This window comes from Tardiphaga sp. 841_E9_N1_2 (assembly GCF_051811065.1).
In the GTDB taxonomy this organism is placed as follows: domain Bacteria; phylum Pseudomonadota; class Alphaproteobacteria; order Rhizobiales; family Xanthobacteraceae; genus Tardiphaga; species Tardiphaga robiniae.
Map to the genome: position 1 here is coordinate 32,176 of NZ_JBPWQC010000003.1, position 24,902 is coordinate 57,077.

Consider the following 24,902-nt stretch of genomic DNA (forward strand, 5'->3'; position numbering starts at 1 on the left):
GCGAAGCTCGGCGCTCCGGGCTAAGCGTCGGGGCGCTTTCTTTGCTGTGCCTTGCTTGAACGAACTCTCTTCTTGTCGATTTTTTTTCGGGGTTGGCGGCTTCATCAGCAGTCACTGGCAAGCTCGGCGGTCTAAGCTTAGCCCAACGTTTCAGTAGGATCGTCCCCGTACGTCCATTCCGTTCGGAACTGCTTGTCCTTACCTTGCACTAGGACCTGGGCCTTGTGGCCTTCATCATGTTGTCTCTTTGCCATCTTCCGCGCGTCATCCATGGCCTCGGTCTGTGTCTTATACGTCCCGATGTTCTTGCTCAGGTGCTGAATTATCCATTTTCCGTCATTGCTAATGACGTAGAACTTCGCTCGCTCTGGCATCTCGATCTCCCTGCGCTTGATTGAAATTTTAGACCATGGTGCAGCGCACGGACAATGTTGTTGTCGTGACATTCGATCGGAAGAATACCGATGGAGACAAGGCTTATCATCTCCTCGTAACCTCATCTTCCCGCAGGAAAGTGCGGGCGATCACTCTACGCGTACGCGCCTGATCATGAGCATAGCATTGAGCGACAAACGTCCCGATCACTTAGGCCGCCAAGTTTAAGAGCGGACGAGTTGATCCGGTTTTTTCACGAGAAGCTCGCAGGCGCTAACAGTGTTGCGATACCAGACTCGGCCCACCTCATCGAAAGGAGTGCTGTACTCTTCCAGAACAGCACTTGCGTGCCTTACCGGAGACCATCGCATCACGCCCGCCGCTTTTCACGAAGCTTCGAATTGATCTGCGACATCAAAATCGGGCCGAGCGAGAACTCACCGTTCCTCGCCTTCTGCGTCAACCCGCGCAGGTATCCGCCGGCGGATCTGATCGCCTCCCCGCGCTGCAGGATGCACGCAACCACGATCGCGGCCGGCGTTTCGCCGAGCACCTTTTCGGCCTCCTCCCAGGCGCTTGGACTGATCCCCAGCATCGAGCGGATGACCGCGGCAGTGGCGAGAAAATCGCGCCAGTTCGCAATTCCACTCTTCGCGTAATCGACGATGTCGGGGCAAGCATTCAGCACCATCCCCAATGGGTAGGTTGCTTCCACCCTCGCCTCTGCCCGCGGCTTTGTCTCGAGAGTTTCAGCCCTGCCTTCTGCAAGGCTAGGTTCAAGATCAATAAGGGGGTCTGTATTTGAACTCTGTATGTGACGCTCGGAATGGGACTCATTGGCGCTCGTATTCTTGGATTTAATGTGTGTTTCGAGAAGATTGAGGACGTCGTCAGCAAGCTGCGAAAGCTCCTCGGCAATCGGCTCTAGTTCTTGCCTGGTCGCCGTGCGCGGAATCGCGTCCACGATGGAGCGGAAGGCCGTGTGGACCTCCTGCCAGTCGGCCGGGCCCTGCCCTCCCCGACGTGTCGGGACATCGTCCTCGATGCCCGTAGCGATCATCTTGGCGATGTCGCGCCGGCATAGCGTGATCCGCTCGCGGACAAGCTTCAGCGCCCGCGCTTCTGCCTGGATCTCGGCGGCGAGGCCTGCGAACTCTTCCGATCGAACAACCAGCGGAGACAGATCGAAGCCGAAAGCGAATTCGATCTCGCCGGCGGTGCCCTTGCGGGCATAGCGCTTGCCATTCGGGCTGTCGCGCCGAACGACCAAGCCAGCATCGACCAGCACGGCAAGATGGCGCCGTAACGTGGATGCCGGCATCCCGTGTGCGCGTAACGACAATTGATGGTTGGACGGGAAGACGATCAGATCGCCCTCCCCCGTCAACGTGGTCTCTGGATGAAATGTCAGGAGCGCATTCAGCACCGAAAGCGATCGCTCGGAAACCGCGAGCCGTGGTCGGGCGGCACAGATGGTCTGATAGACCTTCCATTTGTGCACGACCTTCTCAGGCGGCCTCTCAGTGGCCACCATCTGGCTCGCCACATGGGCAAGCGTCAGCGACCGCCGCCCAAAGGGCGTCGTGGGGGTATGCGTATTCATATGTTCGCCCTCAGTTAGGGCAAAGAAAATCCGCTACCGAAACGACGAATCGCGTTCAGTCTTGACTACGATTAGCGAAAGTGATTCTCTCTCAGTTGTCAGACTTGAAGAGAGGGCTTCCGGAACTCGTTTCGGGGGCCTTTTTTCTTTTGCCTAGCGCTGCTCCTGGTTCGTGTTAGTGACTGAGACGCTCGCTACGTCTCGGGGGCATCCCGTCGCTCCTCAGACCCGGAAAACGAATCAAACAAGCGCGGAAGTTGTCCGACCAAAAAGTCCGCAAACGCAGCAGGCACTTTCTTGTCGAGGATAAGTCTGAGTTCACGATCTGCTCGCTGAACTTCACCAATCTGCTCGCCATTGCCCGCCAAGACCCGGGCTGTGTGATCATTCTTCCGTACTTGCCGAACTACCGGACGAGCCGCAGAAAAAGCAGCGAGAAATCTCGTATCTGAATCTTGGCTAGCGAAAACCGGATCACCGATCGCAGTACGGATGCGCTTGACTGCTTCGACGTCCGAAAGCAGTTCAGAAAAACTTTGCCATCGACCGCGACCAACCTTTGGAGCCTTACCGATTGCCTCAACGATGTCGCGTGGGATCGCCTTAGCAACAGCGATCAATTTCGAAGCTTCAGCTCTGTCGATGGCTAGCGCATCTTGAACCACCGACCGCTTGTGACCAGCCTCTTCGATGCGCAGCGCAAACATTGCTCGCTCAACGAAGCTTAGGTCTTCTCGCGGACCGTTCTCAAGGCCTTGGGCAATTACGAGCTGTTCATCTGAGAGCGGCTTGAGGATCGCCTTAATCAAGATGCCCAATTGCCGCGCAATACGGACGCGACGGTGCCCGTAGGCACTTTGATATCGTCCGGCCATTGTCGGGTGATGACGGACGAGGATCGGGACCTCCTGGCCCCTCTGCGCGATTGACTGCTTTAATACTTCGTCGGTGCTGGAGTCATCGTCGCGCAGCCGATCAACGACGGGAGAGGGGTCAACTAGCAGCGGATCGATTTCCATTATCGACGCGCCTGCAGCAATCTGGTCTCGCAGTTCCTGGTTTTCCTTTTCGACCTCGGAAAAGGAATCCTTCAACGATCTCACTGCGCCGGCCGAGACTCGCGCGGGCATCGGCGCCCCCGGGTTTTTGTTGTCCGCAGACAACGATCCGGCCGGAGGCGCTGTGAACAGACTTTTGATCGTGTCAGTGCGTTTGCTCATCGTCCCCACACCTTCTTCATGAGTTGGGCGATTTCGCCGTTGACCGCGTCTACCGATTCGAGAGCCCGTTCGTATGCTGCCCTCCCTACCGATCCGCGGTCGAGTTCGTAAAGCGATTGCTTGGTTAAGCCCGCATTGGCGATCGCCGTCGACTTCCATACCGTGGCTTGCAGCACGTCGGACCCGAACAGATTTCGTAGAAGCGCAACGATTTGAGCTTCCGGTACGTCATTAGGATCGTGGCGGGTGATGACGTAGCGAATGAAGTCATGATCTAGCCTGCCGCCCGCTTCTTCGATGACTGCCATGAGGTCAGAAGTCATCAGCAGGAACTGACTCATCGAAGCAACATCCACCATTTGCGGATGGATCGTTACGAGCATCGCCGTTGCGGCGTTAAGCGCTCCCATCGTGAGATAGCCGAGCTGCGGCGGGCAGTCGATTACGACCACGTCGTAATCGTCGGCCACTTCATCGATCGCGACTGCTAACCTCCGGAAGAATAGGTCATGCCCCCTCTCCCGTCGTTCGATCATCGCTCTTGGCGTATGATGCTCGAACTCCATAAGCTCGAGATTTCCGGGAACGAGGCTAATCCCGTCAAAATACGTGGGGCGGATGATCTCGCTCAGCGGGCGGCGCTGATCATCATAACGGATGGCCCCGTAAATCGTCTCATTTTGCCCAATATCGAATTCAGGTTGATAGCCAAACATCGCGGAAAGAGACGCTTGGGGATCAAGATCTAAAGCCAGCACTCGAAAGCCGGCCAGTGCGAGATACTGAGAAAGATATAACGCGGTTGTTGTCTTCGCTGATCCGCCTTTAAAATTGGCAACGGTAATGACCTGGAGCTTCTCGCCCTCTCGCCTCCGCGGAAAGAACTCTTGCCCCTCCCGCGGCCTTGCACCGGACAGGTACGACCGCAGTTCGTTGATCTGGGCCAACGTATAAGATCGCCGACCGCCGTGCCCGGTCGAAGGAACCGGTCCAAGACCGTCCAGAGACAATTGTCTCAAATATCCGTCTGACACACGGACGATCTTGGCAACTTCACCGGAGGTGAAGGAGCGCAGCGTTTTGTGAGCGGCGGGCGGAAAGAGCGTGGTGCTTAGGGTGCGCAGTTGTCCAGACAAGAGACTCGCGTGCCGAGTCACCCTCGAGCTCGCCGCCTCTGTTCCGATATCGCCTACGGTATCTGTCATTAAGACGGTTTCTCTGCGTCAGACGGCATTTGTCCGTCTTGAGAGAACACGATTTCCGAGTCGCCGCAAGAATTTAAGGGTTAACGGATCGTTACACAGTCGGCCACACGTCCAGCGAAAGAATGTTGTCAGCAGACAACGTTCTTGCATGCTTGCCATTGCAATCGAGACCTTGCCCTTGCGAGCGCAGCCCGATTGGCTGGCGAGGCAACCTCCTGGTTGTCGGGACGAGCCGGGTCCTCCCACCCCTGCCCTTCGACCCGGCGGAACAGCCGGCAGCGGCCGCTCTGCCATGTTGATTCCATTGGAGGGAAACGTCCAACACCCCATTCACCGACCACTTATAATCGTCTATCCTTCTCGTTATATTAGGCTACACGATGCAAGGTAGAGGCCGTCCATGGCTTTCCATATTAAAAATCCCGAGACGGACGCGTTAGCCCGGCGCGTCGCAGCGCTAAAGAATATCGGTTTGACCGAGGCTGTGCATGCTGCCTTGGCTCATGAACTTGAGCGCGAACAGGGCGCGCCGAGCTTAGTCGATCTTGGGGTACAATTCTGTCGCGATCTGAGAGCCAAGGCCGATCCGCAGAATGGTAAGCCTGCGGATAAGGCGTTCCGCGACAGCCTATATGAAGAAGCCTGATGTTTATCGACGCGTCGGCGCTCACGGCGATGCTGACCGACGAAAATGAGGCGCGGGAGTTGCTCGCCCGGGTCCAGCGCGCGAAAACCCGACTGACTTCGCCTCTCGCAGTATGGGAAACAGCGATCGCCGTCGCGCGCATTCTTAATCTTCCGATAGCTGATGCTGCTGAGGCTGTTGAAAGTTACTTGTCGCTCATGGAGATCACGGCGGTGCCTGTACCGCCTGAGGCGGCCCAGATTGCACTCAACGCTTTCGACCGTTTCGGCAAAGGTCGGCACCCAGCTCGGCTGAATTTCGGAGACTGCTTCGCTTACGCGTGTGCTCGTCATCTTGGCGAGCCTCTGATGTTTAAGGGTGGCGATTTTCCGCAGACCGATATTGAGGCAGCTTAGTTTTCGGATCGTCTCATTCCGTCCAGGCCACCTTCGGGCCTGGCAAACGCCGCAAGTTGATCCTCGCTAGGCCCACGCCAAACAACGCTACAGCCCTGCCGCCTTGGTCAAATTGACCCGAAAGCGATCGCGGCGCCGCTGGTACTTCCGGGTCTGCTCGGCGCTGGCGTGGCCGAGCTGCTTCTGGACGTAGCGCTCATCGACCTCGGCGGAGGTGGCGAGGCCGGCACGCAGCGAATGCCCGGCGAACTTGCCCTCCCGGTCGCCTTCGCTGAGATCGGCTCGGACGCCAGCGGCAAGCGCGGCCCGTTTGACCAGCCGGGCGATCTCCTGGTCGTGCAGGCGATCTGGTCCGACCTCCCTGCCCTGCCCGGTCACCCGGCGGAACAGCGGGCCGTGACCGATGCGGGCCAGGTTCAACCAGGTCTGCAGCGCCGTGACCGGGCAGGTGACATCCGACGAGCCGCGGCCGATCTCGATCTCGCGCCAGCCGGTCTTGCCGCGCAGAGTGACGAGCATGCCCTTGTCGAGAACCTCGACCCAGCCGCGGCCATCCTCAGTGTCGTCCCGGTGCAGGTCGAGGCCGACGATCTCCGAGCGCCGCAGTCCGCCGGCAAAACCGAGCAGCAGCATGGCACGGTCGCGCAGCCCCCGCAGGCTGCCGCGATCCAGCGTCTCCAGCATGGCGATGACGTCCTCGGGCAGCACGGCGTCTTTCTGCCCGGGCGGGGCGTCATGGGTGTTGCGGATCCCGGCCATCACGGTGGCGATGTGACGGTCGGCACGGTCCAGCGCCGTGCCGCGCTGCGCATAATTCCAGCTCAGCGCCGACAGCCGGCGCTCGATGGTGGCGACGGAATTCGGCAGGCCATCTGCGGCCGCAGCACCGGAGGCGCAGGCGGTGACATAAAGGCCGACGGTCTGCGGGGAGGGCGGCAGCACCTCGAGGTTATGGCGCCGGCACCAGGCGGCAAAATGCTTCCAGTCGGCGGCGTAGGCGCGGCGGGTATTGGCGGAGCTCGCGGCATCGACATAGTCACGGGCGCGATCGGCCAGCCGGGCGAGCTGCGGCGGCATACGGGGATCTCTGACCGGGGCGGGCAGGGCGCTAAGGCCGTCGCCCGCCGGGTCTGCGACCGCACGATCGCCGGGGGCGGTCGCGCCGTCGGGCGGAGCGGCGCCATCTTGGGTCGCGGATTCGGCGCTGGAGGGGGCGGCAAGACTCATATGGGCGAGTATTCGAAAAACGAACGATAAGGCAACATTATCGTTCGTTTTTATTAACCATAACCTGGGGCGGTTTTGGCGCTTTTTGTGGCAATAAGCGCCGCGGCAACTTATCCTCCGGCATGTCTTCCCGCGCTCGAACGATTCCCGCACCGCCCCGCCGCTTCCCGCCGATGCCGGGCTGGGCGCGGCTGCGCGATGTCCCAGGCCGCGCGGACGATGCGCCATTTGTGGCTGGCGCAGCGCTCGCGGCGCTGCATCCGTTGGCCCGCGACGAGCATTTGCTGGGCCGGCTCTGGCGCCAGCGCCTGGCGCTCCAGTGCGCCGCTGTACTCGCGTGGCAGGACGGTCGCACCGAAGGCGAAACAACTTTGCGCGACCATTGGTACCTGCGCCAGAGTGCCACCGATCCCGGCCCAGCCGGCCGATTGCTCGGCGCTTGGCGCCTGCTCGGCACCGGCAAGGCACTCGCCTTCAACACCGGGCCAACCATGCCCGCCTTGCTGGCGTGCCGTGACGACGAGAAGCTCCAAGAGGTCATTGCTTTTGCGCGTCTTCAATGTTCGGGCGGCGGCAATCCAGTTCGCGCGGCCGGCGCAACGGCCGCGATAAGTTTGCGGGTTCGACCGGACTGCCGGGCGCTGGCGCTGTGGCTGGCCGATGCCGTGCTCGCCCATCACCTCAGCTGGCCGGCGCCGGTGCCATTGCTGGCGGCGCATCTCACCGGCAATGCTCTGCGCCGGGCAACAATTGACTGCGACGATCAAGGCTGGATGCAGGTCTGCAGCCTGGCTTATGCGCGCGCCGCCGCTGCCGCCTGGGATCGCTATGCCGAACTCGGACACCGCGCAGATCGCTTGCTCGCCGCGGCGCCAAAACTACGCAGCCGGGACGCCGACAGCATGGTGGCGACCTTGCTCAGCGAGGATGCGCAGCCGGCGCGGGGAGGGCAGACCGCCAGCGATCGCTCCAGCCGCCGGTTGTTTGAACGGCTGGTGTCGCTCGGCGTCGTCCGCGAACTGACCGGGCGGCCGACGTTCCGACTGTACGGGCTGTAGGATGGGACGCCGACCAAGAGCCAACGTGACGTTGGACACCGCGCTGGCGGATCTGCCGAGCGCGCTGCGCTGGCGCGAATGGATGGGCCGGGTCGAGGCGGTGATCTTTGCGTCACGCGAGCCGGTCACCCGCGCCATGCTCGCGAAGGTCGTCGGCCCGAACTGCAATCTCGATCTGATCATCGACGACATCCAGGCCGAGTTGCGCGGCCGACCCTATGAGCTCGTCGCCGTCGCCGGCGGCTGGCAGCACCGCACCCGCAAACAATTTGCGGACGCGATCCGCACCGCGACCGGGGCCGGGGAGCCGGGCGGCGCGCTGTCGGCGAGCGAGATGCAGGTGCTGCTGTGCGTGGGCTATTTCCAGCCGATCACCCGCGCCGAGCTCGGGAGATTCTTCGGCAAGGAGATCAGCCGCGACGTCATCGGGCAGCTGCGCAGACTGGATTTGATTGGCTCCGGCCCGCGGGCACCGCAGCCCGGCGCGCCCTACACCTATGTGACGACCAAGGCATTCCTGGCGCAGTTCGGGTTCGACACGCTGCGCGATCTGCCCGACATGGAGGCGCTTGAAGATGCCGGGCTCCTGAGCAAGGAGAACTTGTTTGCGGCCGACATCATGCTCACGGCAGGAGAGATCGAGGAGCAATAGCGGACCACGATATTCTAACGGCATGCCGGACTCGGCTTCCTGCGTGCCGCCAGCCGCGGGCCCAGTCCCACATGATCATGAAAGGACAGGCCTGCGGCCAAGCGGAGCAGCCACTCTCCTGGTAAGTCCGGTCTGTCAGTTGGCGGTTCCTGTGCAGTCAAGGCGAAGCCGTAGAACAAACAACGAGCAACGACCTTAAAGCTACGTCCCAGTGGATGGCTTCTAGGCCGCCCGCTTAAACTCTGGTGTCTCGGCCATCCAGGGTGTCATTGTCTTTTTCCGCAGGCTTGGCCGAAGCAGCATGGTTGTTCTCACACTTAAAGCGAAAAACGATCACCTTGAGAAGGTTGCGAGCACGCGCGACTTCATCAAGGCGATTTCGGAGTTTGTTTGGAACGCGCTCGATGCCGATGCAGCGACGACGAGCGTCGATTTAGTCCGGAATGCGCTCGGGGGCCTCGAGAGCATTGTGATCCCCGACACCGGCATTGGCATCACGAAGGTTCGTGCCGAACATGACTTCGAGAGCCTCGGTGACTCGTGGAAGCTTCACGCGCCACGGACGCCCGTTCTCGGGCGCGCCATTCATGGCAAGGAGGGCCAAGGTCGCCTCCGCTTCTACTCGCTCGCACGCCGCGCTGTGTGGAACTCCGTGTACGAGGACAAGGCTAAGCGATACCGGATCAAGATCGAAATCGATGCCGATCTTCAACGAGATTGCCAAGGCCAACCTTCTTGAGTTCGAAGGCCTGACTGATCCCGATTTTGCCCGGGTTCTCGAATACATCCGCGATCAACTGGGCGATTATTTCCGCCAGCGTCAGGCTGAAAAGTCAGGTGAGCTTATTCAGGACCTCAAGGACGCCGGCGTCTAAGCGCGCTCCTCGAACGCGCCCTCGAAGCATGTGTGATCTCAGCCTTAAAATGGCCGAGCGACGAAAAGGAAGCCGACAGAGCGGTGAGCGGGCTGTTTGAAGGTGAAGCGCCGCTTTCCTCATTCTCCGCCAAAATCAAAATCGGATACGCTCTGGGCTTGTATGGCAAGATTGTCCGTGACGACCTCGACACAATCCGCACCGTCCGAAATGCCTTTGCTCACTCGACGGTCCACCTTGACTTCAAAACTCCTGCCGTCTCGGTCGTGTGTAATCGATTGAAGCTGTACGGGGCCATCATATCCCTCGACACAAATAATGAGCGGCGATCGGCTAGTGCACAGTTCACCGTCATATCTCAGGCGCTGACTGGATTGTTCTTACAAGCAGCGCATGAACCGGATCTGAGAGCACGATTACCGTTATTCGGCACGGTTTGGACATTCGTCGACGGATTCCCAAAGGATGACTAGTCGCCGCCAGCCTTTAAGCTGCACGTTCCATAACATTCGACGGCCGAACGTCCGATGTCGGACGCAAAGCGGACACGTCTACTCACGCCCGCGCGCAGCCGATTTCCGTCCTAGGTAAAATCTCGGGTCTGGATCGCGTAGATGACTTCAGGTCATCTCGGGTGCGCGATCTCCCAGCGCTCCATGATGGCTCAGATGAGCCAACTGGAGCCGCGGTCACGCATCAATGATAAGGCCGGTGCCGGCCGGGACGATAGGCGGAATCGCCACTGCACCGTGCAGACGCATCGCATGCGCGACTAACCCGCGCATGACATTCGCGCGTGCTGTTCGTGCGATGAGATGACGCACTGAGGTGGAATAGACATACTCGAGTGCATTGCGGACGCCGATAGAGCCGGCCGCGGTCAGCGTCTTCTCCACGGCCTCTGACAGCGGCTGATCGGCGGCCGTCATGGTCATGCCGATCATCACGACAAGCGCGGGGCTGTGAGGAATATCGTAGGTGAAGGTGTTGGCGGCATCGAGCGCGCTGCGATCGCCCGACGCCAGCAACGCGATGCATTTCAGCACGCGCAGATAGAGCAGGAACGCGGACTCCGGATCGGCCATCTCGATGCCGCGGTCGAACAGGATGACGGCTTCCTTGAAGTTGCCCCGTGCCTGCCGCAACTGACCCATCAGGGGCAGCGCGGCCGCGAAGTCGGCCGTGCGTGCGAAGGCGCGATCGGCGAGATCCTCGGCGAGGTCGAGATGACCGCGATGGACGAAATACAACACCTTGGCGGCCGCCAGCATCAGCAGCGGATTGTTCTCGATCGCCGGCAGACAATCCAGCGCCGTGGCCTCGATCTCGCCCTCGATCTCGGCGCGTTCTTCGCTGCTGATGCCGGTGAAGGGATCCGCGAGCACGAGGCGCGCGAACAGATGCAGGCACCATTGCAGCGCAATGTCGGGATCGGCCGGATTTTGCGCACGCGCTGCGCTGAGTTCCTGGCCCTTCTTGAGCCAGGCCGGACTGGACGACGACAGCAGGGTCGACGCCTCGCGCAGGCGGACATCCAGCGGTTGGTCGGACGGCGTGCCGAGGCCCGCCGATGCGTGGGTGAGCGCGTTTCGTAGCTCGATGATCGTGCCGTGCGAAACCCGGGTCGCTTCTGACGCAAAGGATGCGCTGTCGGCGAGATCGAGGCGAAACGCCCTGACGATGCGTTTTGACGGCATCTCGCGCAGCGTCGCCGTGCAATCGAGGCGATCGCCGGCGGTCTGAAAGCTCACCTGCAATACATAGCGCACCCCGCTCGATACGCCGTGGCGCCAGTCGTCCACGATGACGACCGTCTGCGCGGGCGACAGGTCGATGGCGATTCCGTCGCGCAATCGATCGAGTAGTTGTGAAGCCCGCGGGTCGATGCGCGCGCCTTGTTCAGCAAAGGCCGGAACGATGGCGAGATAGGCATCGATCGGTCCCGTCAGCGGCGCTGCGACCGGCACCGCCGACGGCTCGGCGATCCAGACATAGCCCTCACCATATTGCGTAGCGATGTAACGGGGCATCTTGGCGCTGTCGTTGAGTTTGGTGCGCAGACGGTTGACCAGGAAATCGATGTTGCGATCGGAAGACTCGTTCTCCGGCGACGCGATCTCCTCAATCAGCCGGCTGCGCGACATCAACTGGTGCGGGTTGCGCGAAAAGGCAAGCAACAGGGCGCGCTCGTTGCGGGTGAACTGGATGGTTGTGCCGCCGCGTCGCGCGAACAGGCAGGTCTCGTCCAGGATCAGCTCTCCGAAAGTGGGACCTTGCGCTTTGCTCATACCAGCTCCAGTCGCGCTTTTCGACCTGATACCGAAACCGAGCATCGGTTTCGCAACGGACGATTCTGCGCTTATCTACTCTTTACCCTGCCACCGTCTGGATGCGCCACCGTCAGGATGCGGCCAGTTGTCCTGCGCACTTGGTTCTAAGTCGACAGGAAGGCCGCCGCCGGTTCTGTTGCTCGGCGCTCGCTGCTCGCAATAACGGGGATAAGCACGGCCCCACAGCACATGCAGCACGATGGCGCCGACAAAGGCGATGGCCGCATAGACTGCGACAAGGTTCAGCTGACGGACGCACGCGGTCAGGGCGGTGCCACCCTGTTGCGTGTGTCAGCGCGGGTCGATGCCGAATCGAGCCGAGGTTCCGTCAAGCATGCACAACAACGACATATCGGTATTTTCACGCCTTCTATCTGCTACACGCATCGCGTGTGGAGTGTTGCGGCATTGTTCTTGAATTGTCGAGTAATTGTTAGAAAGTGAGCTCTTTCAGACACTTGCATCACATGTTTTGGGCAGAAGCCATTATTAATGGTTGTGGAGGTGCCCCGGTCCGTTGTTGAACTCCATCGTGACATGCGCCGCAGGCGTGAAATCGATGGGGGCGAACGTGCAGTTTGGTCGGGGACAGCGGTTGATGCAGCGCGCTACGGGCGCGGCTCTGGTGGTCGGCGTGACAATCACCACGGCAACACTGGCGCAAGCCGCATGTACGCCTGGCGCCGTCGATGCAACCACACCTGCGCCGGGCACGACGGTGACCTGCGACCTGACGACCACCGAACAGAATTCGCCCAATGGCTACGGCACCGGCAATCAAACGGGCATCACGATCAACGTCCTCAATAACGCGTCGGTGCAGGGATCAACGCTCGGAGCCAGTCACGGCATCTGGGTCGGCGATGCCGTGATCAACAACGGTGTCGGCTCCACGATCCTGGGCTGGACGAACGGCATCGTCGGCGCAACCGGCTCTCTCGCTGTGACCAATGAGGGTTCGATCACCGGCACGAACGGGACTGCCATCACCGCGGCCACCGGCGTGACGCTGACCAATCACGCGACTGGCGCCATCTCCGGTCAAGTTGACGGCGTCGCTTCGACCAGCGGCGCCGTCAACGCCGACAATTCAGGAAGCATCACCGGAACGACCGGTAACGGCATCAGTGCGGCCTCCGACGTGACGGTGACCAATCATGCCGGCGGTGTCATCTCAGGTGCCAACGGCGTCGTTTCGACCAACGGCGGCATTACCCTCGATAATGCCGGAAGCATCACCGGCACGACCACGGCCGGCATCGATGTCCTCAACGGCGGCACGGTGATCAACCGGGCTGGCGGTGTCATTTCCGGTCCGACAATCGGAATATTCGGGCGTGGTGGTTCGCTCAATCTCGACAATTCAGGAACCATTACGGTCGGAGGCGCGGGCACGGTAGCCGCCTCCTCTCAAAGTAATCTGACGCTGATCAACCGGGCCGGCGCAACGATCAACGGCAACGTCATCGCGGGGGCCGATATGGTCGCGCAGAATTCCGGATATCTCGGTGGGGTCAGCGGCGCGACAGGCACGGTGCTCAATACGGAAACGGGCGTGATCGGGCTGTTGGGCGGCGTGCTGAATACCAACAATTTCGGCATCATCAACAGAGTCTTCGGGAGTGGCACGCTGGTCAATCACGCCGGCGCAAGTATCTCCGCGAGCTTCCCCGATACCGCCATCACTGCTGCGAACCTGTCCCTCACCAATTTCGGAACGATTTCATCAGGCGGCTCCGGCATTGCCGTTGTCGGCGGCGGACTGCAGCTTGTCAACAACGCGGGAGCAAGTATCAGCGCCGCTGGGGTCGCGATTTACGGAGATGTCTCAAGCACCGGCGTGTCGATCTTCAACGCTGGCACCATCCGCGGCGGCACCGACCCCTTGTTCTTCGGCGCAGCGATGCTTTTCCAAAGCGGCGGCAACACGCTCACGCTGGCGCCAACCTCCGTCATCTCAGGCCAGGTCCTCGCTCCCGTTGGCAGCAACACATTGCAGCTCGGTGGTACCGGCACCGGAAGCTTCGATATCTCGCAGCTCGGCTTGGACCCAGCACTTCAATATGTCGGATTCACTACCTTCAACAAGATCGACAGCTCGCTGTGGTCGCTGACCGGTACGTCGCTTTATACCGGCTCCGTCAACGTCAATGGCGGCACGCTCGCGGTGAACGGCAATCTCGCTGCCGCCAGCCTGCTCACGGTCAATGCCGGCGGCATACTCGGCGGCAATGGTGTGCTCGGCGGCACCGTCATTAATGGCGGCACGCTGGCGCCCGGCAATTCCATCGGCACGCTCACCATCGGCAGCCTGACCATGACCGCGGCCTCGACCTATCTGGTGCAGGTCTCCGGCACGTTGTCGGACAAGACGATCGTGACGGGTACAGCCACCATCGCCGGCAAGGTCAGTGTCGATCCGCTGGCGCGTCTCGCATCCACCACGACCTATACGATCTTCAATGCGGGCACGCTCAGTGGCACATTCGACAGCGCTTCCTTGACCAATAATTTCGGCCGCAATGCACGGCTGAGCTATGTCGGCAACGACGTGCTGCTGACCCTCGATCCCGGTTTGCTCAACCCGAGCCTGCCCGGTAATGCCTCGATCAACCACAGGAACGTCGCCACCGGAATCGACAACGCGCTCGAGGCCGGTGCGATCATGCCTGCGTCGTTCAACGGGCTTTTCGTGCTGACCGGCAACAATCTCCTCAATGCCCTGACGCAAATCTCGGGCGAGACCATCACCGGCGCGCAACAGACCACCTTCGATGCCATGACCCAGTTCATGGGCGTGATGTCGGATCCCTTCACCGCTGGCCGCGGCGGCACTGCACCGGGTGCTTCGGCTTTCGCTGCCGACGACGACGCGCTCGCTTATACGCCGGACGGCCGCAAGCGCTCGCGCGGTGAGCGGGATGCCTTTGCGATGTTCACCAAGGCGCCGCCGCGCGCCTATGAGGCACGCTGGAACGCGTGGGCCGCCGGCTTCGGCGGTTCGCGCACCACCGATGGCAATACGGCCCTCGGCTCGAACCGCACCACCGGCAACATCGCCGGCGCTGCCGTCGGCGCCGACTACTGGTTCTCGCCGTCGACCGTGGCCGGCTTCGCGCTTGCCGGTGGCGGCACCAGTTTCTCGGTAGCAAATGGCGGCAATGGCCGGTCCGATCTATTCCAGGCCGGCGCGTTCGTCCGCCACAGCTTCGCGTCGTCCTACATCACCGCGACCGCAGCCTATGGCTGGCAGGATATCAGCACCGATCGTCTGATCACGGCTGTCGGCACCGAACGCCTGCGCGCAAACTTCAGCGCCAATGCGTATTCGGGCCGTATCGAAGGCGGCAATCGCTGGCTGATGCCGACGTTGGGTGGCATCGGCGTAACGCCCTATGCGGCGATGCAGGTCACGGCGTTCGACCTGCCGGGCTACTCGGAAACATCCGCCAACGGAGCCGGCGGCTTCGCTCTGAATTACGCGGCGAAGACCGTGACCTCGACGCGCACCGAACTCGGCCTGCGCGGCGACAAGTCCTTCGCCGTCAACGATGCGCTTCTCACGCTGCGCGGCCGTGCCGCATGGGCGCATGACTACAACAACGACCGCAACGTCAGCGCCGTGTTCCAGTCGCTGCCCGGTTCGACCTTCACCGTGAACGGCGCCCGCGCTGCCCACAATGCGGCGCTGACTTCGGCCTCGGCTGAAATGTCCTTCAAAGGCGGCTGGTCGGTCGCGGCCACCTTCGATGGCGAATTCTCCGACGTCAGCCGCAGCTACGCGGGCAAGGGGGTGGTGCGTTACGCCTGGTAGCGCTAGCAGCCCGCTTCGCGGGCTCCCACCGCATTGCCAAATTACGGCTAGATCGGGCAGCCTGCCCCGGAGCGCTTCCGTCCCTTGGCTCGGCGAAAACGCTCCGCCTGTTTTCGCCGCTGAGCTGCCGCAGTAGGACCGCGCCAAAATAATCTCGGACCGTATCCTTAGCCGTGCATTCCATAACACTCGAAGGACGAATGCCTCGTGTAGCAGCAAAGCTAGAATGTCAGCACTGAGCAAAGTTCAGATGTCAGTTTCCTGTCCTTTTGGGAACGCTGGAGGCTGTCGTTTCGATGAGCGTGGTGTTGATGAACAAGCGCGAGCTAAACCGTCTTGATGTTCTCGCACGGTTGAACAGTAACAGGCTGACGGTTGCGGCTGCGCCTGGGCTAATGAACGTCACGCCACGGCAGACTTATCGGCTTTTGAGCCGCTATCGCGACGGCGGAGCGCCGCCGATCACAACAGCACGCTTATCCCCGCCGGCATCAGCGCCCGCCTCAGCGAACATATCCGGCTTGGTCTCCACCTTGACGGAGACCTTTCCGCCAACGCCGACCGCATCGGGGGAGTGCAGATCAGGGTCAGCTTCTGAAAGGCTGTTTGCTGCACTGGAGAACCGCAGCCCAACATTGACTGCCGATTAAGGCATAGGAAATAGCGCAGGGCCGTTGGCAAGGTCGATGCCGACGTCTTCTAGCAGGCCATCTCCGGCACACCCCCTTCGGACCGGTCAGGCTCGGCGCCGCTGGGGGAAATTATCCTCAATTGGTGACTTGACCCACGTCACCCCGGAGGCGCCGTGACGAGGTAAACATGAAAATCAAAATTCGCGAAACACCGGTCCAAGAGATGCGGCGTCTAACGGCGCTTGCTCGAGAAACACAAGACTCTGTTACTCGGGCTGACTACTATCGCGAGGCCGAGCGTTGCCGTACTGACATCAAGGAAAAAATAGCGCGCGAGTTTAAGTGATCGCTGGGCAGTTTACCGTATCGCAATGCGACCGGTCTGCCGTCATCCCACCTCGCTTTTGCTCAACTCGCGTCAATTCAGACCAATCTTTCCATTACTAGGGCGGCTAAGCATCGAAGGTTTATTGGAACTTTTCGGCTCCGCATCAATTGTAGCGCGACCGTCGCCTCCGACAGTCAAGGGGGCGCATCAGTGGACGACCTTCCAGTAATCTTGCTCGTTGAAGACGAAGAGCTGATCCGAAACATAGTCGAAGAGACGTTGGATGACGGCGGATTCAAAGTCGTCCTGGCTGACACCGGCGAAGAAGCGGTCAGGCTACTCGGCAGTTCCGGATCAAAATATCGCGCGCTTGTGACTGACATAAAATTAGGTCGCGGCACGCTATCAGGGTGGGATGTGGCCAGGCATGCGAGATCGGTCGACCCTGAACTGGCGGTCGTGTATATGACCGGCGATAGTGCCGCGGAATGGAGCTCCCAAGGAGTACCGAACAGCGTGCTTCTGACCAAACCCTTTGCGCCTGCTCAGCTTTTGACAGCGGTAGCGCAACTTCTCAACATTGGCGGCCAAAACCCTTCTTGATACGCTTCTCCTTAGATTTACGATGTTTGCAGCCGAGATTTTCATGACCTATAGCGATCAGATTGAAGCAGCTATCGCCGATCGCGACATCGACAGGCTGATCAAATTTGCATACGGCGATACATGCAGATGCACTACCGTTAAAGGTGAACCGATGTGCGTCTGCAAAATGTTAGCGGCAGCGCTTCGCTCTAAAGTTGTTCCGCGTTCGCTGTTCCAAAACAGAATTGAGCGCGCTCCCTCGATCTGAGCGAGCTCTGCCTCCCTTGATAGCAACTTGTTTGAAGAATATTATGTAGGGCGGATATTGTAATTGATGACGTGCTGCCATGCCGCGCACCCGAACACCACCATGTCCAAATTGCGGAGCCACCACTGACTGGATCAGATGCTCTCTGCCGGAAAAGGGCTTCGTTGTGCATTCCTACGGATGCCCGAAGTGCAGCTTCATCAATACCGCCGTTGAGCCAGATCCCGCGATCCAAGCCGCAGGCTGGTTGAAGGGTGAGCTTCGGCCGCTGGAGAAATAGCCGTGGGCAGGCGACTCCTTGCGAAGCAGTGGGACACGGAAGACGTTGCCAAGCTGAAAGCACTGGTCGACAGCGGAGCGTCTGCTCTACGTGCTGCAGCAGCGCTCGACCGGCCCATTACGTCAGTCAAAAGGAAGGCGTACGATTTGGGTATTCAGCTGCCAGGCGTACGCAAGATAAGGGCCGATCTGCGAGCCAAGGGTGCTATCGAGGATCGACGACACCGATAACCCGCTGTGGCAGCTTCTGGGTGCGAAGCGGACCTTCGATCAGGTGGCGATCGGCTATGCAAGTTCAAACTAAAAGGCGTTGCAGCGGAATGCTCAGCTTTAGCCTAAGACCGTTTCTCAGCCAGTCATGCTCGATCCGACCTCCCAGTTCTCCGGTCACACTGCGGTCGATGAGAGTGCTACCAAAGCCGCGCGTCTGCGGTGTTATATTAATTTCGGGACCGCCAGTTTCGTCCCAGTCTAGACTGAAGTAGTCACCGCTCGCGTTCCATGTGACATGGATCGAACCATCCGGCCGAGACAGGGCCCCGTACTTGACCGCATTCGTCGCCGTCTCGTGCAACACTAAAGCAAGGCCCGTCACGGCCCTTGCTCCCACTGGCACGTTGGGTCCGCTTATGACGATGCGGTCAGGCGAGCCATCTTCATAAGGCTGCAACACTGTGCGCACCAGCGCGTCCATCGTTGTCTGCTCGCTCTCGTGCTCAGTACCCATGATACCTGGACGGACAAGATCCTTGGCTCGCAACAGCGCGTCCAATCGGCCACGAAGAGCTTGAGCCATCTCCTTTGGGCTTCCGGCACTCCGTGCACTCAGACTAATCATTGCGTGGAAATTGGCGAAAATGTTCTTTACTCGGTGATCCGCTTCGCGAGCGAGCAAACGTTGACGTTCTTGTGCGTTCTTCTGATTGGTCACGTCGATCACTACACCAACGAAGCGGTCCGGCTTACCATTCTCGCTGTAGAGGCACTCGCCGCGCATCTCGACCCAGCGGATACTCCCGTCTTTCTGAAGAAGCCGATATTCTTGAACATACTTTTCCTGGGTGAGGACAGCGTGGTTCACGGCATCGGCGATCCGCCGAACATCCTCGGGATGAATGCCAGCTAGATACTCCGACAACGGAGCACCTTTGTCTCCTTTGGCGGAATCGACCGAGAACATCTCAGCAAATCGCGCGTCGGAATAGAAGGTGTCGGACTGTACATGCCAACTGAACGTACCTACCATCCCAGAAGCGTTCAGAGCTTGTCGTAGTCGCTCCTCCGCGATGCCTAACGCTCGCTCTGCCAACACCTGTTGCGTTGTTTCCACGACAATGGCGAAAACGCCTTCCGGACGACCATCCTCGCCCAACACTGGGCTGTAATCGAGATTCATCCAGACCTGCTCAGGGACGCCTGAACGATGAAGGGTAAGCTCTTGGTTGCGGTATGACAGCGTACACCCGCTCAAGCCGACCTTCATCACGTTATCGTTGAAGTCGGCCACCTCCGGCCAACCGTCGCGGACCTTTGACCCGAACAGGAGGGGATGGCGTCCTCCGGCAAAAATAGAATAGGCGTCATTGTAAATCATGATGCCGTCCGGTCCCCACAGGAGCACAATGGGAACCGGGGAACGCAGCAATACGCTGACCGTGGTCTTCAAGCTTTCGGGCCACTCGGAGATTGGTCCCAAACCGGTGTCGGACCAATCAAGCGCACGAATAAGAGCGCCGTTTTCACCGCCGCCGAACGGGAAAGGTTCGTCAGACACCAAGCCCCTCACGGCCACCCCCCTTGATGCTGTTGGGACCTATTCCAATTCAGCGGAACACAGCTATCCCTCACCATTTTAGGCGTGTTCACACAAGTGGGAAATGGCTAAAGCCGGTCTCAATAGCGACTCCACCTCATCGACTTTGGCCGCTTTGGCCTGAGGCGACCGCTTCCGCGGCGCTGACACTTTCCTTTCGTCCGCCAAGTCCTTCGGAAGGTCGCTGGTCTCCTATTCGGATCGCTATGATGGGCCCATTCGGCGCGTTGCGTGTCTCGTGGCTCCCGCACATGGGCGCGCACTGAAAGGCTCAGTGCGCGCTGGTGCCGCGATTGCGCAAGCCGCAAAGTTCGGCCTTCCATAACGTGCGAACGGCGAATGCGCGCTGTTGCAACAAAGTTGAAATGTCCCGGTGCGCGCAAAGGAGATGTCATCCGGCGGCTATCAGGGGCGGGAAGATAGCGCCGCGCAGACTTTATAGCGGCGCTTGCGGGCAAATCGAAGCATCTCAGCCCTTAGTCGGGACGGCTGCTTTTGGCCAATTCTGCAATCTGAGCCCTCGTTAAGAGTGTGGCTGGTGGCTTTGGCTGCTGTCGACCATCGTTTGGTCTCGCATCGATGCGGTCGGTCGCTCCATACCAAACTATGCTGAAAAACGTCCACGCCATCAGCTTCCAAGATGGCTGCAGATCGCACCATGCCGCGACGATAGGCAATGGCAGTCCGAAAATGAGGGGTCGCACGACCCAGCATTGCCAGGCATTTCGTGTGTCGATCTTCAACAAGGTTCGCGCTCGCGCCAAAATGGTAGGTCGCCGAACACTCCCTTTTGGTTCGAAAAATCCGGTGTTGCAACAAAGCCGAGATGTCCCGGTCTGTGCAGAGCAGGGCCTCGCCGGTCGTCAGTTCAAGTCCGCACCGGCATTCCATTGGTATTGACGCAAGCGTGTATTTTTGGTCGTCAGCCCACCTCTCGACTGGCCCATCAGCCTTGTTTCGGCCCCACCCGCGCAACCGCCGTGCTGATGTACGCGGACAATGGAGGTGTCGATCATCTGGACACAGCCATCATGAGTTTCTTCGAGGGCCTCCATGATTAAGTCCCAGATGTCCGCCAACGCACAAACCGGTTGTAGCAGGTCGTGTAAGGCCCAAAGGACTCTGGCAGATCGCGCCATGGCGCTCCTGACCGCAAATTTCCAGAAGGTGCCGTTGAGGACCCGTCGGTCGTCCACCCTCGGCACCGTCACGCCGTCGCGATTGACTCTTTGCAGACATTGAACCTAACCGGCGTCTGAACCGAACTGGTTCAATCTCAACTACATGCCAAGGCCTCGGCCGTAGGTCCAGTAATCAGACGCCCTACGTGCTGGTCGATCCCACAACTCTTCAGAACTTCGTTTTGATCGCACCGGCGGGAACGTTCGCGTCCATTGCGATCGGTAGGGACACTGTGAGAAAGCCGGATGTGCCCTCCATCCGATTTTCTACCGCAAATTCGCGGAAGACTTTGAGGCGCGTTGAAATGGGAAGCTTGCCGACTTCAAATGTGTAGCCGATCGATCCGCCGAGCGCAACCACGCGCCCTTCAAATGATCCGAGGCGAGCGCCGCTTCCGGAATCGGCGGTCAACTGCTGATAATAATAGCCGACTAGGCCAAGTGTGAATTCCTTGGAAATGTATTTCGTCGCTGCCCATTCAAGGTGAAATTCGTCGCCGCTCTTGTAGTCCGTAGCGGTGTTCGGCTGATTGAACGTGAAGCCCGCGCTTGCGGAGAGATCCCAGCCCAGTGTCGGATCGAGCCACGTCAGCGCTGTGAAGACGTCAATGGCCGGGCGGTTCAGCGACGCGTTCGAGAGCTGCCCGGGTACGTAAGTCCCGGATGGGATCACGCCGCCGACACCGACTTGCCAGTGGAAATTTCCGGAATGCCAGCCAACGAAGGAATTGATGAAGAAGTCGCTGAGAGCCAGTTCGGAATCTACTGCGTTGACGCCGATCGGTCCGAAGCGCGGCGAATTCACCAAGAGATTAGCACTTACCCTTGGCTCTCCAAATGGTGTGGTCAATGAGAACGCCAGATCGCCACCAAGGATCTTGGCCGGCGTCACCCAGATCGTTGTCGGGAGGTTGATCCACGTCTGCTGCGACACATTTGCGACAAGAAGACCGCCCGTGGGCAAGGTTCTGCCGGCGCCCAGTTTTCCGCTATAGAAATATGTGTCGTCTTGAAAATAGACGCCAGGCGGAGGAGTGAATCCAGCGCCGGGACCTCTTGTTCCGAGTAGATAAGCGCCAGTTCCGCCTTCGGCGGCAATCGATGGCCGGGGAACAATCGAGATCGCGATCAACGCAAGAGCTGCACAAAAATCACGTCGCATCTGTCACCCGCAGCACGAAAGTGAACTGATATTGGCAGATTATATTCGCGCAATCTGATCACAGCTCCGTCGCTATTACAACAGATGTCCCACTCTGGCGGCGACGCGATCATCCGCTCGTCACATATAAACCGTCAGGACATTGATTAGAATTCGCGTGAGTGTTCAGGTCTTCAATAGCGCATAAAAGTTACGGACATGAGAGCAGGCGGGTATCGTCATAATAGCGAAGTATCATTGCCCATTGACGGCCGAAATAATACGGGCAGAGTGTAGCAACCTGAAGATGTCCGCGCCTGTCGCGGATAAAGCAGTGTTCCCAGGGCTTCCGAAGCTTGAAAGGGTCCAACATGCATTCTTTCGTGGTGAACCATATTCTTCCTACTAGCTACAGGCTGCTCCAACTTTTCCGCAAATCGACATATGCGGTCGGTATTTCTTGCGCATGCGTTGCGTGGAATGTCACACCCGCCGCATTTGCATTCAGCCCAGGCGTCGAACTCCAGCAGCAGGTTCGCAATTACGGTGACATAACGCAGGTGCGTGCGCGAGGGCGTGTTGCAGTGCGCACCAGGACGGCGGTCGGTCCGAGAGGCGGCGTGTATCATAGTAGAACGGTTGTTCGCGCAGGAGCCGTGGGGCGCCCAGGATATGCCGGCGGCGGAGTTCGGTGGGTTCGTCCTTACGGCTGGCCCAGAGGCGGTGCGATAGCGGCAGGCGCGGCCATTGGAGTCGTGACGGCCGCGACCGCTGCGGCCTGGGCCGGCACTCCTCCGGCGCCTGGCATGTGTTGGTACTACACGGACTCATCGCGGACCCAAGGTTTCTGGGACTATTGCCGATAAATGCCGGGAGCAGCCTGTCATGACACTGTCGGACGCCGCTCCGGAAGAGATTGAACGGCCGGTCGACGTCTCGGACATGGTCCGGATTCCGGGCGGCATATTCCGCATGGGATCCGATGACCACTATCCAGAGGAAACACCTGTTCACCGAGTTAAGGTGGAGGGCTTCTGGATCGACCGGACGCCGGTGACAAACCGCCAGTTCAAGACGTTTGTCAGAGCGACCGGCTACAAGACGTCTGCCGAAATTCCGCCGGACCCGAAGGACTATCCGGGTGCGCTGCCGAACATGCTGTACGCAGGTTCATTGGTGTTTGCGCCGCAGCAGAGTGTGACCAATCTGCGCGACTGGAGCCAATGGTGGCAGTTCCTAAAGGGGGCCGATTGGCGTCATCCCTACGGACCGAAGAGCAACATCAACGTCCTCGATCATCATCCGGTCGTGCATGTGTCGTTCGCCGATGCCTTGGCCTACACGCAGTGGGCGGGCAAGGACCTGCCGACCGAGGCCGAATGGGAATTCGCGGCGCGCGGCGGTCTCGAGGGTGCTGAATTCGCATGGGGCGACGAGTTCACGCCGGACGGCGTCCATATGGCCAACACCTGGCAAGGTGAGTTTCCCCGTCAGAACCTGAACACGGACGGATATGAGCGCACCTCGCCGGTGACGGCGTTTCCGCCGAACGGCTACGGCGTACACGACCTGGTCGGCAACGTTTGGGAATGGACGACAGACTGGTATGCGCCGAAGCACGAAGCTGATGCGCCCAAGGCTTGCTGCATTCCAGAAAACCCGCGCGGCGCTCGGGAAGAGGGCAGCTACGACCCGGCCCAGCCCGACATCAGGATCCCACGCAAGGTCATCAAGGGCGGGTCGCATTTGTGCGCGCCGAATTATTGCCGACGCTACCGGCCGGCGGCGCGCCATGCGGAGCAGGTGGACACATCGACCAGCCATCTGGGATTTCGCTGTGTCGTGCGGGGCATGACATGACGGCTGCTCCTACTTCAGCGTTCGCGCGCCGCCTGACCTCAGCCGCCATCGTACTGTCCGTCGTCCTCCTGTTGCTCGGCGCCTACCGATACGGGTGGTCGATGGAAATCCATCGTCGGTTCTGGGTGGACATCTTCGAGCGCCTCCACGGACCGATGACGTTCCGCTTCTATCTGCAGCCCATGATGGCGCTGCTGGCGGCACTCCCCGACGGCATCCGCGATGCGCGGCTCGGCCACCGCTCGTTCTTTTGGTCAGCGTGGCGGGACCGTAACGCGTCCACGGGGCGGCTGCGGGAAGGTGTAACATCCGTCGCGCGTATCGTGCTGCTCGGCATCAGCATGGACGTGATCTACCAATTTAAAGTGCTCGACCGTTTCTACCCGGTAGAAGCGCTGATGATGGCGATCATGCTCGCTGTCATTCCATATTTCGTCTTCCGGTGGATCGTCGAGTTGATTGCTCGTTGGTGGTACGCGCGAGGTACGGGCTCGGCTCTGTAAAACAAGGACGTTCGATGATCGAAAGCGTGTCCTCCAAGTCCCCCGCCGACCAGATTTCGGTCGAACTGTCGTCGCGCCGGACCGGCATGTCGTTTCAGCGCACCCGGATGAGCGCGGATCGGACCCTGATGTCGGTTATCCGGACATCGCTGTCGCTGATTTCGTTCGGCTTCACGATCTCGCAAGTGTTCGAGAAACTGCGCGACCAGAACGTGATCACGCACGGCGCTCCCGCGCGCAATTTCGGCGTGACGCTGGTGGCGCTCGGCATCCTGATGCTGATCGGCGGATTGATTTATCACCTGCAGTTCATGGTCCAACTGCGTGAAGAGCGGAAGATGATGGCTGCCGACGGGTTGATCCACGCCCAGAGCGGCTTTCCGGTGTCGCTGACACTGATCACCGCGGTAATCCTGCTGTTCATCGGCATCGCCGCCATCGTCAGCATGATGTTCCAGGTCGGGCCGTTCGGTTGAAAGTGGAGCGCCGACGCGTCCCGTCGAGACGACAATCAGTTTGAGACCAGAAGCGACCTCGAATTCGACAGATGTAAGAATGGGAGTTGATCGAATGGCCAAAAGCAGCAAGCCGAACATCATCATGATCATGGCCGACGACGTCGGCATCTGGAACATCAGCGCCTATCACCGGGGCATGATGGGTGGCAGCACTCCGAACCTAGACCGTATCGCGCGCGAGGGCGCGCTCTTCACCGACTACTACGGACAGCAGTCATGCACTGCGGGACGCGCGGCATTCATCACGGGGCAGACGCCGTTCCGGACGGGACTATTGAAAGTCGGATTGCCGGCGGCGAAACAGGGCCTGCAGGACTCGGATCCGACCATCGCCGAATTCCTTAAACCCCTCGGCTATGCGACAGCGCAGATCGGCAAGAACCATCTGGGCGAT

General features: G+C 59.9%; 23 protein-coding genes and 1 pseudogene. 15 read left to right on the forward strand and 9 right to left on the reverse strand.

What is annotated here, in order from left to right:
• Positions 1-137: 137 nt before the first annotated feature.
• From AB8A50_RS30420 to repA, 4 genes are all read right to left on the reverse strand, one after another.
• Positions 138-500, reverse strand: coding sequence for a DUF2188 domain-containing protein (locus tag AB8A50_RS30420; protein ID WP_439067391.1), 363 nt, complete (start codon positions 498-500; stop codon positions 138-140).
• 245 nt (positions 501-745) lie between these two features.
• Positions 746-1,978 (reverse strand): plasmid replication protein RepC, encoded by a 1,233-nt coding sequence (gene repC, locus AB8A50_RS30425; protein ID WP_439066987.1) that lies wholly within the window; start codon positions 1,976-1,978, stop codon positions 746-748.
• A 194-nt stretch (positions 1,979-2,172) separates the two neighbouring features.
• On the reverse strand, positions 2,173-3,198 hold the full coding sequence (repB, locus tag AB8A50_RS30430; RefSeq protein ID WP_439066986.1) for a plasmid partitioning protein RepB: 1,026 nt from the start codon (positions 3,196-3,198) through the stop codon (positions 2,173-2,175).
• Positions 3,195-4,403 (reverse strand): plasmid partitioning protein RepA, encoded by a 1,209-nt coding sequence (repA, locus tag AB8A50_RS30435; RefSeq protein WP_439066985.1) that lies wholly within the window; start codon positions 4,401-4,403, stop codon positions 3,195-3,197. The genes repB and repA overlap by 4 nt, the downstream gene beginning before the upstream one ends.
• Before the next feature lie 400 nt (positions 4,404-4,803).
• Here repA and AB8A50_RS30440 point away from each other — a divergent pair, with 400 nt between their 5' ends.
• The gene (locus AB8A50_RS30440; protein ID WP_439066984.1) at positions 4,804-5,049 is read left to right on the forward strand and encodes a type II toxin-antitoxin system VapB family antitoxin; all 246 of its coding nucleotides are present in this window, start codon (positions 4,804-4,806) and stop codon (positions 5,047-5,049) included.
• A complete protein-coding gene (locus AB8A50_RS30445) occupies positions 5,049-5,444 on the forward strand; it encodes a type II toxin-antitoxin system VapC family toxin (RefSeq protein ID WP_120286849.1) in 396 nt (131 codons plus the stop codon). The genes AB8A50_RS30440 and AB8A50_RS30445 overlap by 1 nt, the downstream gene beginning before the upstream one ends.
• 87 nt (positions 5,445-5,531) lie before the next feature.
• Here the strand turns inward: AB8A50_RS30445 and AB8A50_RS30450 are convergent, their stop codons facing one another.
• The gene (locus AB8A50_RS30450; RefSeq protein ID WP_439080103.1) at positions 5,532-6,671 is read right to left on the reverse strand and encodes a site-specific integrase; all 1,140 of its coding nucleotides are present in this window, start codon (positions 6,669-6,671) and stop codon (positions 5,532-5,534) included.
• Positions 6,672-6,793: 122 nt separating this feature from the next.
• Here AB8A50_RS30450 and AB8A50_RS30455 point away from each other — a divergent pair, with 122 nt between their 5' ends.
• From AB8A50_RS30455 to AB8A50_RS30475, 5 genes are all read left to right on the forward strand, one after another.
• Positions 6,794-7,729: a DUF1403 family protein gene (locus AB8A50_RS30455; RefSeq protein WP_439066982.1), complete on the forward strand. Its 936-nt coding sequence runs from the start codon at positions 6,794-6,796 to the stop codon at positions 7,727-7,729.
• A 1-nt stretch (position 7,730) separates the two neighbouring features.
• Positions 7,731-8,381, forward strand: a complete 651-nt coding sequence (scpB, locus tag AB8A50_RS30460; RefSeq protein WP_439066981.1) for an SMC-Scp complex subunit ScpB — start codon at positions 7,731-7,733, stop codon at positions 8,379-8,381.
• Between the two features lie 301 nt (positions 8,382-8,682).
• Positions 8,683-9,120, forward strand: coding sequence for an ATP-binding protein (locus AB8A50_RS30465; RefSeq protein WP_439066980.1), 438 nt, complete (start codon positions 8,683-8,685; stop codon positions 9,118-9,120).
• On the forward strand, positions 9,080-9,256 hold the full coding sequence (locus tag AB8A50_RS30470) for a hypothetical protein (RefSeq protein WP_439066979.1): 177 nt from the start codon (positions 9,080-9,082) through the stop codon (positions 9,254-9,256). Before AB8A50_RS30465 ends, AB8A50_RS30470 begins: the two co-directional genes overlap by 41 nt.
• A 32-nt stretch (positions 9,257-9,288) precedes the next feature.
• On the forward strand, positions 9,289-9,729 hold the full coding sequence (locus tag AB8A50_RS30475; protein ID WP_439066978.1) for an MltR family transcriptional regulator: 441 nt from the start codon (positions 9,289-9,291) through the stop codon (positions 9,727-9,729).
• Positions 9,730-9,945: 216 nt separating this feature from the next.
• Here AB8A50_RS30475 and AB8A50_RS30480 read toward each other — a convergent pair whose 3' ends face one another.
• Complete coding sequence (locus tag AB8A50_RS30480) at positions 9,946-11,544, reverse strand: winged helix-turn-helix domain-containing protein (RefSeq protein WP_439066977.1); 1,599 nt, start codon at positions 11,542-11,544, stop codon at positions 9,946-9,948.
• A gap of 640 nt (positions 11,545-12,184) precedes the next feature.
• Here AB8A50_RS30480 and AB8A50_RS30485 point away from each other — a divergent pair.
• From AB8A50_RS30485 to AB8A50_RS30500, 4 genes are all read left to right on the forward strand, one after another.
• Positions 12,185-15,400, forward strand: coding sequence for an autotransporter outer membrane beta-barrel domain-containing protein (locus AB8A50_RS30485; protein WP_439066976.1), 3,216 nt, complete (start codon positions 12,185-12,187; stop codon positions 15,398-15,400).
• Between the two features lie 819 nt (positions 15,401-16,219).
• Positions 16,220-16,378, forward strand: a complete 159-nt coding sequence (locus tag AB8A50_RS30490; protein ID WP_439066005.1) for a hypothetical protein — start codon at positions 16,220-16,222, stop codon at positions 16,376-16,378.
• 192 nt (positions 16,379-16,570) lie between these two features.
• The gene (locus AB8A50_RS30495) at positions 16,571-16,963 is read left to right on the forward strand and encodes a response regulator (protein ID WP_439066975.1); all 393 of its coding nucleotides are present in this window, start codon (positions 16,571-16,573) and stop codon (positions 16,961-16,963) included.
• Between the two features lie 43 nt (positions 16,964-17,006).
• On the forward strand, positions 17,007-17,213 hold the full coding sequence (locus AB8A50_RS30500; protein ID WP_439066007.1) for a hypothetical protein: 207 nt from the start codon (positions 17,007-17,009) through the stop codon (positions 17,211-17,213).
• 574 nt (positions 17,214-17,787) lie between these two features.
• Here AB8A50_RS30500 and AB8A50_RS30505 read toward each other — a convergent pair.
• From AB8A50_RS30505 to AB8A50_RS30515, 3 genes and pseudogenes are all read right to left on the reverse strand, one after another.
• On the reverse strand, positions 17,788-19,266 hold the full coding sequence (locus AB8A50_RS30505) for a PAS domain-containing protein (protein ID WP_439080104.1): 1,479 nt from the start codon (positions 19,264-19,266) through the stop codon (positions 17,788-17,790).
• A 916-nt stretch (positions 19,267-20,182) separates the two neighbouring features.
• Positions 20,183-20,510, reverse strand: a pseudogene (locus AB8A50_RS30510) (IS5 family transposase); the annotation flags it as partial.
• A gap of 145 nt (positions 20,511-20,655) precedes the next feature.
• The gene (locus tag AB8A50_RS30515) at positions 20,656-21,648 is read right to left on the reverse strand and encodes a SphA family protein (RefSeq protein ID WP_439065967.1); all 993 of its coding nucleotides are present in this window, start codon (positions 21,646-21,648) and stop codon (positions 20,656-20,658) included.
• A gap of 864 nt (positions 21,649-22,512) precedes the next feature.
• Between AB8A50_RS30515 and AB8A50_RS30520 the strand changes: the two genes are divergently transcribed.
• The 4 genes from AB8A50_RS30520 to AB8A50_RS30535 all read left to right on the forward strand — a co-directional run.
• On the forward strand, positions 22,513-23,487 hold the full coding sequence (locus AB8A50_RS30520) for a formylglycine-generating enzyme family protein (protein WP_439065968.1): 975 nt from the start codon (positions 22,513-22,515) through the stop codon (positions 23,485-23,487).
• Positions 23,484-23,990: a hypothetical protein gene (locus tag AB8A50_RS30525; RefSeq protein WP_439066972.1), complete on the forward strand. Its 507-nt coding sequence runs from the start codon at positions 23,484-23,486 to the stop codon at positions 23,988-23,990. Before AB8A50_RS30520 ends, AB8A50_RS30525 begins: the two co-directional genes overlap by 4 nt.
• Positions 23,991-24,004: 14 nt before the next feature.
• Positions 24,005-24,466, forward strand: coding sequence for a YidH family protein (locus AB8A50_RS30530; protein WP_439058295.1), 462 nt, complete (start codon positions 24,005-24,007; stop codon positions 24,464-24,466).
• A 79-nt stretch (positions 24,467-24,545) separates the two neighbouring features.
• Positions 24,546-24,902: sulfatase-like hydrolase/transferase (locus tag AB8A50_RS30535; protein ID WP_439080105.1), on the forward strand; the 357-nt coding region annotated here is incomplete at its 3' end.

Bases quoted from the DNA above. Each gene is read 5' to 3' on its own strand.
- AB8A50_RS30420 (WP_439067391.1), bottom strand. From the start codon at position 500: ATGAGGTTACGAGGAGATGATAAGCCTTGTCTCCATCGGTATTCTTCC.
- repC (WP_439066987.1), bottom strand. From the start codon at position 1,978: ATGAATACGCATACCCCCACGACGCCCTTTGGGCGGCGGTCGCTGACG.
- repB (WP_439066986.1), bottom strand. From the start codon at position 3,198: ATGAGCAAACGCACTGACACGATCAAAAGTCTGTTCACAGCGCCTCCG.
- repA (WP_439066985.1), bottom strand. From the start codon at position 4,403: ATGACAGATACCGTAGGCGATATCGGAACAGAGGCGGCGAGCTCGAGG.
- AB8A50_RS30440 (WP_439066984.1), top strand. From the start codon at position 4,804: ATGGCTTTCCATATTAAAAATCCCGAGACGGACGCGTTAGCCCGGCGC.
- AB8A50_RS30445 (WP_120286849.1), top strand. From the start codon at position 5,049: ATGTTTATCGACGCGTCGGCGCTCACGGCGATGCTGACCGACGAAAAT.
- AB8A50_RS30450 (WP_439080103.1), bottom strand. From the start codon at position 6,671: ATGAGTCTTGCCGCCCCCTCCAGCGCCGAATCCGCGACCCAAGATGGC.
- AB8A50_RS30455 (WP_439066982.1), top strand. From the start codon at position 6,794: ATGTCTTCCCGCGCTCGAACGATTCCCGCACCGCCCCGCCGCTTCCCG.
- scpB (WP_439066981.1), top strand. From the start codon at position 7,731: ATGGGACGCCGACCAAGAGCCAACGTGACGTTGGACACCGCGCTGGCG.
- AB8A50_RS30465 (WP_439066980.1), top strand. From the start codon at position 8,683: ATGGTTGTTCTCACACTTAAAGCGAAAAACGATCACCTTGAGAAGGTT.
- AB8A50_RS30470 (WP_439066979.1), top strand. From the start codon at position 9,080: ATGCCGATCTTCAACGAGATTGCCAAGGCCAACCTTCTTGAGTTCGAA.
- AB8A50_RS30480 (WP_439066977.1), bottom strand. From the start codon at position 11,544: ATGAGCAAAGCGCAAGGTCCCACTTTCGGAGAGCTGATCCTGGACGAG.
- AB8A50_RS30485 (WP_439066976.1), top strand. From the start codon at position 12,185: ATGCAGCGCGCTACGGGCGCGGCTCTGGTGGTCGGCGTGACAATCACC.
- AB8A50_RS30490 (WP_439066005.1), top strand. From the start codon at position 16,220: ATGAAAATCAAAATTCGCGAAACACCGGTCCAAGAGATGCGGCGTCTA.
- AB8A50_RS30500 (WP_439066007.1), top strand. From the start codon at position 17,007: ATGACCTATAGCGATCAGATTGAAGCAGCTATCGCCGATCGCGACATC.
- AB8A50_RS30515 (WP_439065967.1), bottom strand. From the start codon at position 21,648: ATGCGACGTGATTTTTGTGCAGCTCTTGCGTTGATCGCGATCTCGATT.
- AB8A50_RS30520 (WP_439065968.1), top strand. From the start codon at position 22,513: ATGACACTGTCGGACGCCGCTCCGGAAGAGATTGAACGGCCGGTCGAC.
- AB8A50_RS30525 (WP_439066972.1), top strand. From the start codon at position 23,484: ATGACGGCTGCTCCTACTTCAGCGTTCGCGCGCCGCCTGACCTCAGCC.
- AB8A50_RS30530 (WP_439058295.1), top strand. From the start codon at position 24,005: ATGATCGAAAGCGTGTCCTCCAAGTCCCCCGCCGACCAGATTTCGGTC.